The 13,058-nt window shown below is 63.4% G+C and carries 16 protein-coding genes; 7 read left to right on the top strand and 9 right to left on the bottom strand.

Going from position 1 to position 13,058, the window contains the following annotated elements; genetic code table 11:
* Positions 1 to 77: 77 nt before the first annotated feature.
* The 6 genes from ACMGT0_RS26745 to ACMGT0_RS26720 form a co-directional block, all read right to left on the bottom strand.
* Positions 78 to 416, bottom strand: a complete 339-nt coding sequence (locus ACMGT0_RS26745) for a HopJ type III effector protein (protein WP_010445219.1) — start codon at positions 414 to 416, stop codon at positions 78 to 80.
* Complete coding sequence (locus ACMGT0_RS26740) at positions 409 to 705, bottom strand: DUF1244 domain-containing protein (protein ID WP_054057312.1); 297 nt, start codon at positions 703 to 705, stop codon at positions 409 to 411. Before ACMGT0_RS26740 ends, ACMGT0_RS26745 begins: the two co-directional genes overlap by 8 nt.
* A gap of 77 nt (positions 706 to 782) precedes the next feature.
* Positions 783 to 1,154: a dihydroneopterin triphosphate 2'-epimerase gene (folX, locus tag ACMGT0_RS26735; protein ID WP_054057311.1), complete on the bottom strand. Its 372-nt coding sequence runs from the start codon at positions 1,152 to 1,154 to the stop codon at positions 783 to 785.
* Positions 1,155 to 1,715 carry a GTP cyclohydrolase I FolE gene (gene folE / locus ACMGT0_RS26730; RefSeq protein ID WP_054057310.1) on the bottom strand — a complete coding sequence of 187 codons (561 nt, stop codon included), beginning with the start codon at positions 1,713 to 1,715 and terminating at the stop codon, positions 1,155 to 1,157.
* 23 nt (positions 1,716 to 1,738) lie between these two features.
* Entirely contained in the window at positions 1,739 to 2,449 is a 711-nt protein-coding gene (gene folM, locus ACMGT0_RS26725) for a dihydromonapterin reductase (RefSeq protein WP_054057309.1), read from the bottom strand.
* Positions 2,450 to 2,541: 92 nt separating this feature from the next.
* Entirely contained in the window at positions 2,542 to 3,111 is a 570-nt protein-coding gene (locus tag ACMGT0_RS26720; RefSeq protein ID WP_054060562.1) for an antibiotic biosynthesis monooxygenase, read from the bottom strand.
* A gap of 211 nt (positions 3,112 to 3,322) precedes the next feature.
* Between ACMGT0_RS26720 and ACMGT0_RS26715 the strand changes: the two genes are divergently transcribed.
* Entirely contained in the window at positions 3,323 to 4,282 is a 960-nt protein-coding gene (locus ACMGT0_RS26715; protein WP_416770487.1) for a MerR family transcriptional regulator, read from the top strand.
* Between the two features lie 19 nt (positions 4,283 to 4,301).
* Here the strand turns inward: ACMGT0_RS26715 and ACMGT0_RS26710 are convergent, their stop codons facing one another.
* A complete protein-coding gene (locus ACMGT0_RS26710; RefSeq protein WP_054061730.1) occupies positions 4,302 to 4,907 on the bottom strand; it encodes a hypothetical protein in 606 nt (201 codons plus the stop codon).
* 67 nt (positions 4,908 to 4,974) lie between these two features.
* Positions 4,975 to 5,439, bottom strand: a complete 465-nt coding sequence (locus ACMGT0_RS26705; RefSeq protein WP_054061729.1) for a PAS domain-containing protein — start codon at positions 5,437 to 5,439, stop codon at positions 4,975 to 4,977.
* 154 nt (positions 5,440 to 5,593) lie between these two features.
* Here ACMGT0_RS26705 and ACMGT0_RS26700 point away from each other — a divergent pair, with 154 nt between their 5' ends.
* Positions 5,594 to 6,049, top strand: a complete 456-nt coding sequence (locus tag ACMGT0_RS26700) for a flavodoxin (RefSeq protein ID WP_054061728.1) — start codon at positions 5,594 to 5,596, stop codon at positions 6,047 to 6,049.
* Here ACMGT0_RS26700 and ACMGT0_RS26695 read toward each other — a convergent pair.
* Positions 6,030 to 6,926, bottom strand: coding sequence for a LysR family transcriptional regulator (locus ACMGT0_RS26695; protein WP_054060567.1), 897 nt, complete (start codon positions 6,924 to 6,926; stop codon positions 6,030 to 6,032). The two genes, ACMGT0_RS26700 and ACMGT0_RS26695, sit on opposite strands and share 20 nt — an antisense overlap.
* A gap of 98 nt (positions 6,927 to 7,024) precedes the next feature.
* On the opposite strand from ACMGT0_RS26695, the gene ACMGT0_RS26690 reads away from it, so the two are divergent.
* The 5 genes from ACMGT0_RS26690 (at position 7,025) to ACMGT0_RS26670 (ending at position 12,862) form a co-directional block, all read left to right on the top strand.
* Positions 7,025 to 7,411: a CidA/LrgA family protein gene (locus ACMGT0_RS26690; protein ID WP_054060568.1), complete on the top strand. Its 387-nt coding sequence runs from the start codon at positions 7,025 to 7,027 to the stop codon at positions 7,409 to 7,411.
* Positions 7,401 to 8,087, top strand: a complete 687-nt coding sequence (locus ACMGT0_RS26685; protein ID WP_054061727.1) for an LrgB family protein — start codon at positions 7,401 to 7,403, stop codon at positions 8,085 to 8,087. Before ACMGT0_RS26690 ends, ACMGT0_RS26685 begins: the two co-directional genes overlap by 11 nt.
* Before the next feature lie 148 nt (positions 8,088 to 8,235).
* A complete protein-coding gene (locus ACMGT0_RS26680) occupies positions 8,236 to 9,147 on the top strand; it encodes an SDR family oxidoreductase (RefSeq protein WP_054061726.1) in 912 nt (303 codons plus the stop codon).
* 538 nt (positions 9,148 to 9,685) lie between these two features.
* Positions 9,686 to 11,470, top strand: coding sequence for a DUF1302 domain-containing protein (locus tag ACMGT0_RS26675; protein WP_273825806.1), 1,785 nt, complete (start codon positions 9,686 to 9,688; stop codon positions 11,468 to 11,470).
* Between the two features lie 24 nt (positions 11,471 to 11,494).
* Entirely contained in the window at positions 11,495 to 12,862 is a 1,368-nt protein-coding gene (locus ACMGT0_RS26670) for a DUF1329 domain-containing protein (RefSeq protein WP_054060572.1), read from the top strand.
* The last annotated feature ends 196 nt before the right edge of the window (positions 12,863 to 13,058 follow it).

Below are 13,058 nucleotides of genomic sequence, written 5' to 3'. Positions count from 1 at the left end.
CGGCTCCCACAAGAGCCATCTGCCGCACACCACATAGGTGCCTGACGGGACCATTGTGGGATTTATCCGCGAAAGCCTCAGCGCCGGGTCAGCGGCTGCGCGGTGAACTTCACGCCGGCCAGGCCGTGCTTGATCAGCGCACGGATGTTGCCGTGATCGCTGCCTTCAGGGGTCGCCAGCACCGAACGGTAATGCTCGCCAAACGCCAGCAGCGCCTGCTGGTCACTCAGGCCTTCGAGCAGGGCCAGGCCCAGGGTCTTGCACGAGCCCTCGTTCTGCCCGGCGGCATTTTCCACGCCACCATTGTTGAAGGCCTGTGGCTGGTAGTCGTAGCCGGCGGCGATGAAGGCCAGGGTGTCGGCAAAGACGTGCTCGCCGCTCTCTAGGCTGGCGCGCAGGGTGTTTAGATCAGTCATGGGGTTTTCCTTTGGCGAATGCCGCCTGTTGTTCGGCACTGGCTTCTTTCTGGTATTGGGCTTTCCACTCGGCGTAAGGCATGCCGTAGACCACTTCACGGGCCTCGTCGAGGCTCAGCTCGATCCGGCGCTCGTCGGCTTCGGCCTTGTACCACTTGGACAGGCAGTTGCGGCAGAACCCGGCGAGGTTCATCAGGTCGATGTTCTGCACGTCCTTGCGGTTGTCCAGGTGGGCGACCAGCCGGCGAAAGGCGGCGGCTTCGAGTTCGAGGCGTTCTTGCTCGGTCATGATGGGCTCTGTGCTTGGGGGAACGTAGGGCGCGATGATATGAGCCTGGCGCCGCTAGCGCCAGGCAGCTCAGGTTTTCAGCGGTTTGCCGCCAGGGTGATCGATACCGACTCGGCGAACCGCAGGGCGTGCGGCTTGTCGACTTCGACCTCGGCGTAGAGCACCGCCTGGTTGCTCATCACCAGGTCCAGCAGTTCCTGGGTCATGCGTTCGAGCAGGGCAAAGCGGTTGCCCTCCACGTGCTGGATGATCGACTTGGTGATGGTGCGGTAATTCAGCGCATGATCGATATCGTTGTCACGCACCGCCTCCTGGGCGGCGTACAGGATGGTCAGGTTGATCAGCACATCCTGCTTGTTGAGGATCTCTTCCTCATTGATCCCGATGAAGGTGCGCAGGCGCAGGTCCTTGACCCGGATCCGGGCCATTCCCGGTTGAAGTTGTGGCATTTACTTGCTCCGTCCGATCAGTTGCAGGAACTCCATGCGGGTGGTGTTCGAGTCGCGGAAGGCGCCGAGCATCACCGAGGTGTTCATGGTCGAATTCTGTTTTTCCACGCCGCGCATCATCATGCACATGTGCTGCGCCTCGATCACCACCGCGACCCCGGCAGCGCTGGTTACCTGCCGGATCGCCTCGGCGATTTCCCGGGTCAGGTTCTCCTGGATCTGCAGGCGCCGGGCGAACATGTCGACGATCCGGGCGATCTTCGACAACCCCAGCACCTTGCCGGTCGGTATGTAGGCGACGTGGGCCTTGCCGATGAACGGCAGCAGGTGATGTTCGCACAACGAGTACAGCTCGATGTCCTTGACGATCACCATCTCGTCGTTGTCCGAGGCGAACAGCGCCCCGTTGACCACCTCGTCGAGGGTTTCGGCATAGCCGTGACACAGGTACTGCATGGCCTTGGCCGCCCGTTTCGGGGTATCCAGCAGACCCTCGCGATCCGGGTCTTCACCCAGGCCGAGGAGGATCTCGCGGTAATGCTCGGGCAGTGATGCGCTCATTGCGTGGTTTCCTCGCGGGCGGCCTACTTGAGGTGCCGGCCGCCATTGACGGTCAAGGTTGTGCCGGTGACATAGGGATTGTCCAGCAGATAGCGCAGGCTCTGGTAGATCACCTCGGCACCGGGCTCGATGCCCATGGCCGACTTGGCCAGGGTCTTGGCGCGGTACGCCGCGTCGTCGTCGGGGTTGAACATCAGCAGGGCCGGGGCGATGCCGTTGACCTTGATCCGCGGGGCGTATTTGGCCGCGAAGGACAGCGTCAGGCTGTCGAGCCCGGCCTTGCTGGCGCAGTAGGCGATGTGCTTGCTGCTGCCCTTGCGGGTCACGTCATCGCTGATATGAATGATGTCGGCCTGTGGCGAACGGCGCAGCAGCTCAGCGCAATGCAGGTTGATCAGGTACGGCGCGAGCATGTGGATGCCGAACATCCGGGTGAAGGCTTCGCTTTCGTCTCCCGGGGTCTCGGCCAGCCACGCCGAAGCATTGTGGACGATCGCCCGCAGGCTGTCGGCGTGCTGCTTGAGGCTGTCGATGAAGGCCAGGATGCCGGCTTCGCTGGCGAAGTCGGCGAACAGCGTGATCGCGCCCTGTTCCCGCAGGCTCTGCAGGCCCGGGCGCTCGCTGCGGTAGCTGACGATCACCGGGCAGCCGTCGGCCAACAGCCGCTCTGCGCAATGCAGGCCGACGCGCTGGCTGGCGCCAGTGATCAGGATCGGGGCGGAGGACGATGGCATCGAAGGCTCGCGGCAGGCTGTGAAGGGGTGACTGGAGTCAAACTATACCAGCCACACGCCTTCCACAACCATGCCGCGAGCCCGCGCCAGCCTCAGCGGCTGCGGGTGGGCGCCGTGCCCGGCAGCGTCCGCGGCGGGGTGCCGTGCAGCCAGCCGGCGAGCAGTCGGGTCGACAGGGGAATGAAGCAGTACACCATCATCGGTGTCAGCATCAGGGTGCTGACGAGAATCCGCGGCACCAGTTCCAGCTCGGCCAGCAGGGGCCCCAGCACGAAGTTGAACAGCAGCGACACCGGAAAGAATGCCAGCCAGATCGCCACGCTCTGCTTCCAGCGTGGCGGGCGCTGGTCGGTGTTGCCGAACCAGCCTTCCAGGCCGCTGACACGATGTTCGGAAGGCCGTGCGAACAGGTCGCCGCCGCGTTCCAGCCAGGCCTTGCGCGAGGCGGAGTGCTCCCAGGCGTGCAGGGTGTCGGCGTCGCTGAAGCGGAAAATCATCTGGAATTCGTTGTCGCCGGGAGGTGGCGCGAGTACACCGGAACCCAGGTAGCCGGGAAAGTCGGTAGCCAATTGTTCGCCTTCCTGGAGCCAGGCGAGCATGTCGTGATAACGGCCGTCGGCGACGCGACGGGCCACCATCATGGTGACGGGTGAGGTAGACATCATGTATCTCCACAAGACGGGCAGGCTGTCCGGGTAGGACCACTGCGAAATGCAGCGCCGGGGTGTTGGGCTGCACCTGGAGGTAGTGCAAGAATCATTCCCTGTTGCGGGAAAAGCACAAGTTGTATTAAACGTAGTGTTTCATGTTTGAAGAAACGGGTGCGGTATAGGCTAGAATATCTGGAAAATTTTACACATTGATGTGAAAAACATGTCTATCATCAGCGAACGTGACGCGATCGAGCTGCCGTTGCCGGCTCTGAAGCAGGAAGAGCTGTTTCCCATCCGCGAGGTTTCGCGCCTGACCGGTGTGAACCCGGTGACCCTGCGTGCCTGGGAGCGGCGCTATGGCCTGATCCAGCCGACACGCACCGAAAGTGGGCATCGTCTCTATGCCATGAGCGATATCGAGACGGTGCGCAGCATTCTCGGCTGGATCGAGCGTGGGGTGGCCGTCAGCAAGGTGGGCAAGCTGCTGGCGAAGCAGGCGGCGGTGCGGGTGCCCGAGACTGAACGGTTGTTGCCGTTGCCGCTCGAGGACTGGCAAAACTGCCAACTGCAACTGGGCGGCGCCATCAGCCGCTTCGACGAACTGGCGTTGGAGCGCCTGTACGGGCAGATTTTTTCCAGCTATCCGCTGACGGTGGTCTTCCAGAATATCCTGATGCCGCTCTGGCAGGAGTTGCGTGCCCAGTGCGACGCCTACGGCCAGACCAGCGAATGGCTGTTTCTCGACAGCTTCCTGCGTGGCCGGGTGTTGCAGCGGTTGCAATCGGTCAGGGGAGGCGCCGGCGAACGGATCGTTCTCGCCGCCTTGCCGGGCGATTGCCGCGAACTGGAACTGCTGGTCGCTGGCCTGCTGCTGGGCAATGGCGAATGGCCGATCAGCGTACTGGCCATCGGGCAGCCGTTCGACGAGTTGCCGCTGATCTGTGAAAAGGCCCGGCCTCGGGCGCTGGTGTTGTACTCCAACCGCTCACCGGCCTCGGACATGCCCCGGCGGTTGAACCGCCTGGCGCTGGCGGTGGAGTGCCCGGTGATGCTGGCCGGCGATGCCTCGGATCTGCTGCAGGATACGCTGGAAGGCACCAGCATCGGTTGCCTGGGGCACGACGGCCAGTCGATGCGCCAGCGCCTTCAGCAGTTGCTGGCCGGCAAGCTCGATACCTGATGATCGGCCGTGCAGGCCTTCAGGCGTGAAATTCCGGGTGCGCCAGGCGGTGCTGTTGCAGGATGTACTGGCGCAATCGCTGGATTTCGTCCGGGTTGCTCTGGTTGAGTCGGTAGGCGTACAGGCCCTGTTCGGTTTCGCGCTCGAAACGTCCCTGCAGGGCGATACGTTCATAGCCTGACGGGCTGAACCACTGGTTGAACTGCCGGGGCGGCTTGAGACCATTGCGCAATTCCAGCAATACCCCCTTGAACGAAATCTCGCGGACCGCCAGTGCTCCAGGCTCGCCGCGGACGTTCTCCAGGTACACCGGGGTTGCCAGGGCCAGGCGCCACGGCCGGACCCGCGGACCGTCCTCGAAGATGCTCGGCACGCCCAGGCGCAGGTGCTGGGCATGGAACTCGTCCTCGACCAGGTGCAGCGGAAAACTCATCTTCTGGTTTTCGAAATTGGCCTGGAGGGTGACCTGCTCATGGGCCGCCAGCCTCGTCAGCAGGTCGCGGATCTGCGACACGCCGTTGACCAGCAGGCTCGACGAATTGTCGCGCTTGTTGAGCTGCGGGTTGTGCTGCATGTTCCGGATGAAATCCAACTCGTCCTGAGTCAGAAGGGCAGTGCGGGGCATGATCGGGCTCGAGAAAACAAGGCGGTCTGGTTGAGGCGGCTGACGCTGCATAAGACAACGGATTGCATCATTGGTTGACGCCACTGGTCGCCCGGAGGGCTTCGAGTTGGGCCTTGACCTCGGCCAGTTGCGCCTCCAGTTGGGCAGCCCGTTGCTGGGCCTTCACCTGGGCCGTGACATCCTTCTGCACACCGACGAAATAGGTCAGTTGGTCGCTTTCGTTGAACACCGGCGAAATCGACAGTTCGTTCCAGAAATGCGTTCCATCCTTGCGATAGTTGCGAATGATATGGCGGCACGGCTGGCGTGTGCGCAACGCTTCGCGAATCAGCGCCAGGGCCGGCTGGTCGCGATCGCCGGACTGCAGGAAACGGCAGTCCTGGTAGAGAATTTCCTCCTTGCTGTATCCGGTAAGGCGTTCGAAGGCGGGGTTGGCGTAGATCAGGATGTTGTCTTCGCCTTCCTGCTCCGCAACCACGATACCTTCGTTGGAGGCATCGATGACAAGTTGCAGCAATTTCGAATTGATCATTGTCGGAGAAATCCACAGTCCATTGGCACGCCATTCAAGTTTAAGAGAATGTCCCGGCGGGTCAATGCCGGCCGGGACGTGTGGAGGGAATTTCAGTGGGAATATTTCTCATCTGGTAATATCCCCGGCTTTACACAGCTCCAGGATGAGATTGATGAAAGTCGCCATTCTTTCCGGCTCGGTCTACGGCACCGCCGAAGAAGTAGCCCGTCACGCCCAGCGGATCCTCGACAAGGCCGGCCTCGAGGCCTGGCATGACCCGCGTGCGAGCCTGGCCGACGTCCAGGCGTTCGCCCCCGAGGCCTTTCTGGCGGTGACCGCCACGACCGGCATGGGCGAGCTGCCGGACAATATCCAGCCGCTCTACTACGCCATTCGCGATCAGTTGCCAGCGGCCTGGCGCGGCCTGCCGGGTGCGGTGATCGCCCTCGGCGATTCGAGTTATGGCGACACCTTCTGCGGTGGCGGCGAACAATTTCGCGAACTGTTCGCCGAACTCGGCCTGCGTGAGGTCCAGCCGATGCTGCGCCTGGACTCCAGCGAAACGGTCACCCCTGAAACCGACGCCGAGCCCTGGCTGGCCGAGTTCATCAGCGCACTGAAAGGTTGACCGGCCGCTCGCGCAGCAGCGCCAGCCAGGCCTGCGCGGCTTGTGACAGATAGGCGCCACGGCGCCAGATGAAGGCGATATCCCAGCGCAGGTCGGTGGGCGAACTGAGGCTCAGGCGGACCACGCCGGGCCGCACCAGCGAGCGTGCGACCACGCTGGGCATCAGCGCCACGCCTTGCCCGGCGGCCACCAGTGCCGCGAGGAAGTCCGCCTGGCCGCTGCGCCCGCTTTCCCTGGGGGTGAACCCCAGCCGCTCGCAGGCCTGGATCAGCCGGTGGTTGAGCACGAAACTGCGCTGATACAGCAGAAAGGGCGTGTCGGCCAGTTGCTCCAGGCGAATCGAGCCTTCCTCGGCCAGTGGATGGTCGATTGCCAGCAGCACATCCAGGGGCTCGTCGCAGAACGCCTGGCAGTCGAACGCCGGATTGCTCGGCGTGAGACCGGCACCCAGCTCAAGCTCGCCACTCAGCACCGCCGGTTCGATGTTCAGGCTGCCGCCCTCGAGCAGTTGGATGGCGATATTCGGATAGCGTCGCCGATACTCGGCGAACAATCCGGCGAACAAGGTATCGCCGCCCAGTTGCGGCAGCCCCAGGCGCAACTCGCCCCGGGCCAACTGGCTCAGGTCATCGAGTTCGTGCAGCAGCCCGTTGCGCAGGCGCAACATCTCCTCGGCTCGTTGCAATACCACCCGGCCTGCAGCGGTCGGCAGCACCTGCGGGCCCTGGCGGTCCAGCAGCATGACCCCGAGGCTGTGTTCCAACTGGGCGACCTGCTTGCTCACCGCCGACTGGCTGATGTGCAGGGTCTTGGCGGCCTGCGTGAAGCCGCCCTGGTGAACCACTTCGACAAAACTGCGCAGTTGCTTGAATTCCATGGGCCAATTCCAATTTGGAATGGATGTCAGTCTAACAATTCGCTTTTGGGATGGGAGGCCCGGCTCTAGAATTTTCGCCATGGGAGGGCCTGAATCCGATGAACAGATCACTGCTGAAAAAAACCGCGCGCCTGCTTGCCGAACTGTCGGTGTTGTGCGGCCTCTATCTGCTCGGCGGTCAGGTGGCGGCCTGGACCGGCTGGCCGATTCCCGGCGGGGTGATCGGGCTGGCGCTGCTGTTGCTGCTGTTCGCTTCGGGGCGGGTCAAGCCGGCCGCGCTGCAACTGGGCGCCGGCTGGCTGATGGCGGAGATGCTGCTGTTCTTCATCCCGGCGCTGATGAGCCTGCTGGACTATGGCGCCATGCTGCGCCAGGACGGTTGGCGGATCCTGCTGGTGATCATGTGCAGCACCCTGCTGGTGATGCTTTCGACCGCATTCACTGTCGAATGGGTCTGCCGCTGGAGCAGCCGCCGTGAAGCTTGAGTGGATGTCGCTGTTCTGGCTGGCGTTGACCCTGGGCGCCTATGCCTTCAGCCGCTGGAGCTACCGACGCACGGGGCGTTACCTGTTGTCGCCGCTGATCCTGGTGCCGATCATCCTGCTGGCGGTCGCCGTTCCGTTGCACACCGCCTATGCCGAATACTCGCGCGACACCCATTGGCTGGTCCTGGTACTGGGGCCTGCCACCGTCGCCTTCGCGGTGCCGATCTGGCAGCAGCGTGGCCTGCTCGTTCGCCATTGGCCGGCGCTGTTGCTGGGCATGCTGGCCGGCAGCGTGGCCTCCATCGGCAGTTCCTACGGGCTGGCCCGTGCCCTGTCGCTGGACAGTGCCTTGGCCCTGTCGCTGGTGCCGCGCTCGATCACCACGCCCTTCGCCATGCCGCTGGCCCGTGATCTGGGCGGTGTACCCGACCTGACGGCGGTGTTCGTGCTGGTCACCGGGGTGTTCGGCGCGATGGTCGGTGGCGTCCTGCTCAAGTGGCTGCCATTGCGCAGCAGCCTGGCGCGTGGTGCGCTGTTCGGCGTCGGCGCGCACGGTGCCGGGGTCAGCCGGGCCCGTGAAGCCGGAGGCGAGGAGGGTACGGTCGCCGGCCTGGTGATGGTCCTGACCGGCCTGCTCAACCTGTTTTGCGCGCCACTGCTGGCTATGCTGATCTGAATCGGCCGGGCTGATGCCAGCGGGGAGGCGCGGACTATCCCTCTGCCTTATCGCGCACCATTCACCCCCAGCCGTATTTATTGTGACCGGATGCCACGTGTCCGACACTCAGGCTCTATATCCCATTGCCCCTGGCTGGAGAGCTGTCATGAGTGAGTCTGTGCGCTTCGAAGATAAAGTGGTGATCGTCACCGGTGCCGGCGGTGGCCTGGGGCGGGCCCACGCGTTGCTGTTCGCCCGCCACGGTGCGCGGGTGGTGGTCAACGATCTGGGTGGCTCGACTCACGGCGAGGGCGCCAGCGCCTCGGCAGCGGACCGGGTAGTAGCGGAAATCCGCGAGGCTGGCGGCACCGCCGTGGCCAATCACGATTCGGTAACCGACGGCGACAAGATCGTGCAGAACGCCCTGGATGCCTTCGGTCGGGTCGACGTGGTGGTGAACAACGCCGGCATCCTGCGCGACAAGACCTTCCTCAAGATGGAGGACGCCGACTGGGACCTGGTCTACCGGGTGCATGTCGAGGGTGCCTACAAGGTCACCCGCGCCGCCTGGCCGCATCTGCGCGAGCAGAACTACGGCCGGGTGATCTTCACGGCCTCCACCTCCGGCATCTACGGCAACTTCGGCCAGTCCAACTATGGCATGGCCAAACTCGGGCTGTATGGCCTGACCCGCACCCTGGCGATCGAGGGGCGCAAGAACAACATCCTGGTCAATGCCATCGCGCCCACCGGCGGTACCCGCATGACCGAGGGGCTGATTCCGCCGCAGGTGTTCGAACTGCTCAAGCCGGAACTGATCAGCCCGCTGGTGGTGTTCCTCGGCAGCGAGCAGTGCGAGGAAACCGCCGGCCTGTTCGAGGTCGGTGGCGGCTGGATCGGCAAGACCCGCTGGGAGCGCAGCCTGGGCGTCGGTTTCGATCCGCACAACGGTTTCGGCGTGGACGAGGTCGCGGCCAACTGGCAGAAGATCTGCGACTTCGACAATGCTGTGCACCCCGCGGATACCCCCGAGTCCCTGCAACAGATGATGGCGAACCTGCAAAAATACAGCGGCTGACAGGCGTCGCCGGTGAGCGAACGCCGGCCATAAAAAAGGCCGCTGTAATCACAGCGGCCAAGGAAAGACGTTTGATCAAGGAGCGATAAATCAACGTCAGTGAAGCAGGTGACCATCGGTTCGCCGGCGAGCCGATGTCGAAACCGGGGCGGCCGCACTGGCCGCAACCGCCTTCAGCGCAGAGTCGATGACTCGATGCCCGAACCTCTCCCGAAGCTTTGACCCTCCGAGCGATTCCCCTGAAAGCCAGGCCAGGATAGGGAATTGTCGCGCCCTGAAACAGTGCGCTTCATGACAATCACTGTTGCAGCGGGCGTAACAGTCGCGAATGACTGCGCCGAGGTCGCACCTTGTGTCGGCGAGCCTCATCCATTCCCCCTATGGCGTGCCATCCAGCCCTTCGATGGGGCCGTGCAAGCCCGTGCCGGTGCGGCCATTCATCCTTTGGAGGTACAACGAAAATACCTCCTTGGTGCGCTTATCGCTCCCGCTGGCGCTGGGTAGGGTGAAGCCTTCTGTCACTCACCGGGGAAGACGCATGACAAAAACAACAATGCGCGCCATCTTCACGCCGCAGGCGCTGGCGGTAGCCGTGGCTCTGGGGGCGAGCGCCCAGGCCAATGCGGTTTCGTTCAATATCGGGGAGATCGAGGGCAAGTTCGACTCGTCCCTGTCGGTCGGTGCGAGCTGGGGGATGCGCGATGCCGACAAGTCGCTGGTCGGGGTCTCCAACGGCGGTACCGGCCAGGCGTCCACCGGTGATGACGGACGGCTGAATTTCAAGAAGGGCGAGACCTTCTCGAAGATCTTCAAGGGCATCCACGATCTGGAACTGAAGTACGGCGATACCGGTGTATTCGTCCGTGGCAAGTACTGGTACGACTTCGAACTGGCGGACGACGACCGTGAGTTCAAGGACATCAGCGACCATCATCGCGACGAGGGCGCCCGCTCTTCCGGCATCGAACTGCTCGATGCCTTCGTCTACCACAACTATTCGATCGCCGACCTGCCGGGCACCGTGCGCCTGGGCAAGCAGGTGGTCAGCTGGGGCGAAAGCACCTTCATCGGCAACTCGATCAACAGCATCAACCCCATCGACGTTTCGGCCTTCCGCCGGCCCGGCGCCGAAATCAAGGAGGGGCTGATTCCGGTCAACATGTTCTTCGCCTCCCAGAGCCTGACCGATTCGCTGACCGTCGAGGGCTTCTACCAACTGAACTGGCAGAACACGGTTGTCGATAACTGCGGCACCTTCTTCGGCAACGACGTGGTGGCCCATGGTTGCAACAACAACTACACCGTCGGCAGCCCGGCCATCGCGCCGCTGCAGCCGGTAGCCGCGGCCTTTGGCCAGGGCTTCGAGGTCACCTCCGAAGGCGTGGTGGTGCAACGCAGCAAGGATCGTGAAGCCCGTGATGGCGGCCAGTTCGGCGTAGCCCTGCGCTGGCTGGGCAATGACACCGAGTACGGCCTCTATTTCATGAATTACCACAGCCGGACCCCGACCGTCGGTACCACCACGGCGGGCCAGGCCACCATCAACTCCCTGGGCAGCATTCTGCCGCTGGTGCCTGCCGCCTTCCGCACCGGCCTGGCCCAGAGCATCATGCTGGGGCGCGGCCAGTACTACCTGGAGTACCCGGAGGATATCCGTCTCTACGGCGCAAGTTTCTCCACCACCTTGCCCACCGGCACCGCCTGGAGCGGCGAGATCAGCTACCGGCCCAATGCGCCGGTGCAACTCAACACCACCGACCTGACCCTGGCCCTGGTCAACCCGATTGCCGGTGGTGCCGCCTCGCCGATCCGCACCACGGCCGGCTCCGACAACACCGGCTATCGCCGCAAGGAAATCACCCAGGCGCAAACCACCCTCACGCAGTTCTTCGACCAGGTGCTGGGCGCCGATCGCCTGACCCTGGTGGGCGAGGCCGGGATCACCTACGTCGGCGGCCTGGAGTCCAAGGACAAGCTGCGCTACGGGCGTGACTCGGTCTATGGCGCCTACGGCTTCCAGGGTGATACCGGCGGTTACGTCACCGCCACTTCCTGGGGCTACCGTGCCCGGGCGATCCTCGACTACAGCAACGTGATTGCCGGGATCAACCTCAAGCCCAACCTGTCCTGGTCCCACGACGTCAAGGGCTACGGCCCCAACGGCCTGTTCAACGAGGGCGCCAAGGCGGTCAGCATCGGCGTGGATGCCGACTACCGCAACACCTACACCGCGAGCCTGAGCTACACCGACTTTTTCGGTGGCCGCTACAACACCCTGATTGACCGCGATTTCCTGGCGCTCAGCGTCGGCGCGAACTTCTGATCAAGGCTGAATAAGGACTACTTCATGCGCAAGATGATTCTGCAATGCGGCGCCCTGGCCCTGAGCCTGCTGGCGGCCAACGTGATGGCGGCGGTTTCCCCGGAGGAAGCGGCCAAGCTCGGCACCACCCTGACCCCGATCGGCGCGGAAAAGGCCGGCAACGCCGATGGTTCGATTCCGGCCTACACCGGCGGCATTCCGAAAAACGCTGGCGCGGTGGACAGCAAGGGCTTCCTCGCCGATCCGTTCGCCAATGAAAAACCGCTGTTCGTGATCACGGCGGCCAATGCCGAGCAGTACAAGGCCAAGCTCTCCGATGGCCAGTTGGCGATGTTCAAGCGTTATCCACAGACCTACAAGATTCCGGTCTACCCCAGTCATCGCACCGTGGCCCTGCCACCGGCGGTGCTCGAGTCGGCCAAGCGCAGTGCCCTCAACGTCACCGCGATCAACGACGGCAACGGCCTGGCCAACTTCACCGGCAACCGCTACTACGCCTTCCCGATTCCGAAGAACGGCGTGGAGGTCCTGTGGAACCACATAACCCGCTACCACGGTGGCAACCTGCGCCGCACCATCACCCAGGCGACGCCGCAGACCGACGGTTCCTTCACCCCGATCACTTTCGAGGAAGAGGCTGCGGTGCCCTCTGAGATTCCTGATCTGGCGCCGGACAAGGGTGCCAACGTGCTGACCTTCTTCAAGCAGGAAGTCACCGCGCCGGCGCGTCTGGCGGGTAACGTGCTGCTGGTGCACGAAACCCTCGACCAGGTGAAGGAGCCGCGCCTGGCCTGGGTCTACAACGCCGGCCAACGCCGTGTGCGCCGGGCCCCGCAGGTCGCCTATGACGGGCCGGGTACCGCAGCCGATGGCCTGCGTACCTCGGACAACTTCGACATGTTCTCCGGCGCGCCGGATCGTTACGACTGGAAACTGATCGGCAAGAAGGAGATGTACATTCCCTACAACAGTTACAAGCTGGACTCGCCCAGCCTCAAGTACACCGATGTGATCAAGGCCGGGCATATCAACCAGGACCTGACCCGCTACGAGCTGCATCGGGTCTGGGAAATCGAGGGCACGGTCAAGCCGAGCGAGCGGCACATCTACGCCAAGCGTCACATGTACATCGACGAGGACAGCTGGCAGGTCGCGCTGGTGGACCACTACGACGGTCGTGGCCAGCTGTGGCGGGTGGCCGAAGGGCATGCGCAGTTCTACTACGATCACCAGGTGCCGGCCTACACCGTCGAAACCCTGTATGACCTGATTGCCGGTCGCTACATCGCCCTGGGCATGAAGAACGAAGAGAAGCACAGCTTCCAGTTCGGCTTCGTCGGTAAGGCCGCGGACTACACCCCGGCGGCGCTGCGGGCCAGCGGCGTGCGCTGATAACAGTCGCCACGGAACTCGTGGCCGCTGTGGAGTCCATGGGAGCACACGTGCCGGTGGGAGCTGGATGTACCCGCGAAGAACGATCACGCACTTATCCTGGATAAACGCGTGGTTGGGTTCGCGGATAAATCCTGCTCCCACTGAGGCCGGCTCCCACAACCTTTCTCTCCTGAAGCTTTTTTATGAGGTCCGA

Source organism: Pseudomonas sp. RHF3.3-3 (assembly GCF_048069595.1).
In the GTDB taxonomy this organism is placed as follows: Bacteria; Pseudomonadota; Gammaproteobacteria; order Pseudomonadales; family Pseudomonadaceae; genus Aquipseudomonas; species Aquipseudomonas fuscovaginae_B.
Note: the sequence above shows the minus strand (reverse complement) of the source record. Positions and strands in the feature narration are given on the sequence as shown.

What these genes read in the sequence shown, in the direction of transcription:
- ACMGT0_RS26745 (WP_010445219.1), bottom strand. Translation starts at nt 416, where the DNA reads ATGACTGATCTAAACACCCTGCGCGCCAGCCTAGAGAGCGGCGAGCAC.
- ACMGT0_RS26740 (WP_054057312.1), bottom strand. Translation starts at nt 705, where the DNA reads ATGACCGAGCAAGAACGCCTCGAACTCGAAGCCGCCGCCTTTCGCCGG.
- folX (WP_054057311.1), bottom strand. Translation starts at nt 1,154, where the DNA reads ATGCCACAACTTCAACCGGGAATGGCCCGGATCCGGGTCAAGGACCTG.
- folE (WP_054057310.1), bottom strand. Translation starts at nt 1,715, where the DNA reads ATGAGCGCATCACTGCCCGAGCATTACCGCGAGATCCTCCTCGGCCTG.
- folM (WP_054057309.1), bottom strand. Translation starts at nt 2,449, where the DNA reads ATGCCATCGTCCTCCGCCCCGATCCTGATCACTGGCGCCAGCCAGCGC.
- ACMGT0_RS26720 (WP_054060562.1), bottom strand. Translation starts at nt 3,111, where the DNA reads ATGTCTACCTCACCCGTCACCATGATGGTGGCCCGTCGCGTCGCCGAC.
- ACMGT0_RS26715 (WP_416770487.1), top strand. Translation starts at nt 3,323, where the DNA reads ATGTCTATCATCAGCGAACGTGACGCGATCGAGCTGCCGTTGCCGGCT.
- ACMGT0_RS26710 (WP_054061730.1), bottom strand. Translation starts at nt 4,907, where the DNA reads ATGCCCCGCACTGCCCTTCTGACTCAGGACGAGTTGGATTTCATCCGG.
- ACMGT0_RS26705 (WP_054061729.1), bottom strand. Translation starts at nt 5,439, where the DNA reads ATGATCAATTCGAAATTGCTGCAACTTGTCATCGATGCCTCCAACGAA.
- ACMGT0_RS26700 (WP_054061728.1), top strand. Translation starts at nt 5,594, where the DNA reads ATGAAAGTCGCCATTCTTTCCGGCTCGGTCTACGGCACCGCCGAAGAA.
- ACMGT0_RS26695 (WP_054060567.1), bottom strand. Translation starts at nt 6,926, where the DNA reads ATGGAATTCAAGCAACTGCGCAGTTTTGTCGAAGTGGTTCACCAGGGC.
- ACMGT0_RS26690 (WP_054060568.1), top strand. Translation starts at nt 7,025, where the DNA reads ATGAACAGATCACTGCTGAAAAAAACCGCGCGCCTGCTTGCCGAACTG.
- ACMGT0_RS26680 (WP_054061726.1), top strand. Translation starts at nt 8,236, where the DNA reads ATGAGTGAGTCTGTGCGCTTCGAAGATAAAGTGGTGATCGTCACCGGT.
- ACMGT0_RS26675 (WP_273825806.1), top strand. Translation starts at nt 9,686, where the DNA reads ATGACAAAAACAACAATGCGCGCCATCTTCACGCCGCAGGCGCTGGCG.
- ACMGT0_RS26670 (WP_054060572.1), top strand. Translation starts at nt 11,495, where the DNA reads ATGCGCAAGATGATTCTGCAATGCGGCGCCCTGGCCCTGAGCCTGCTG.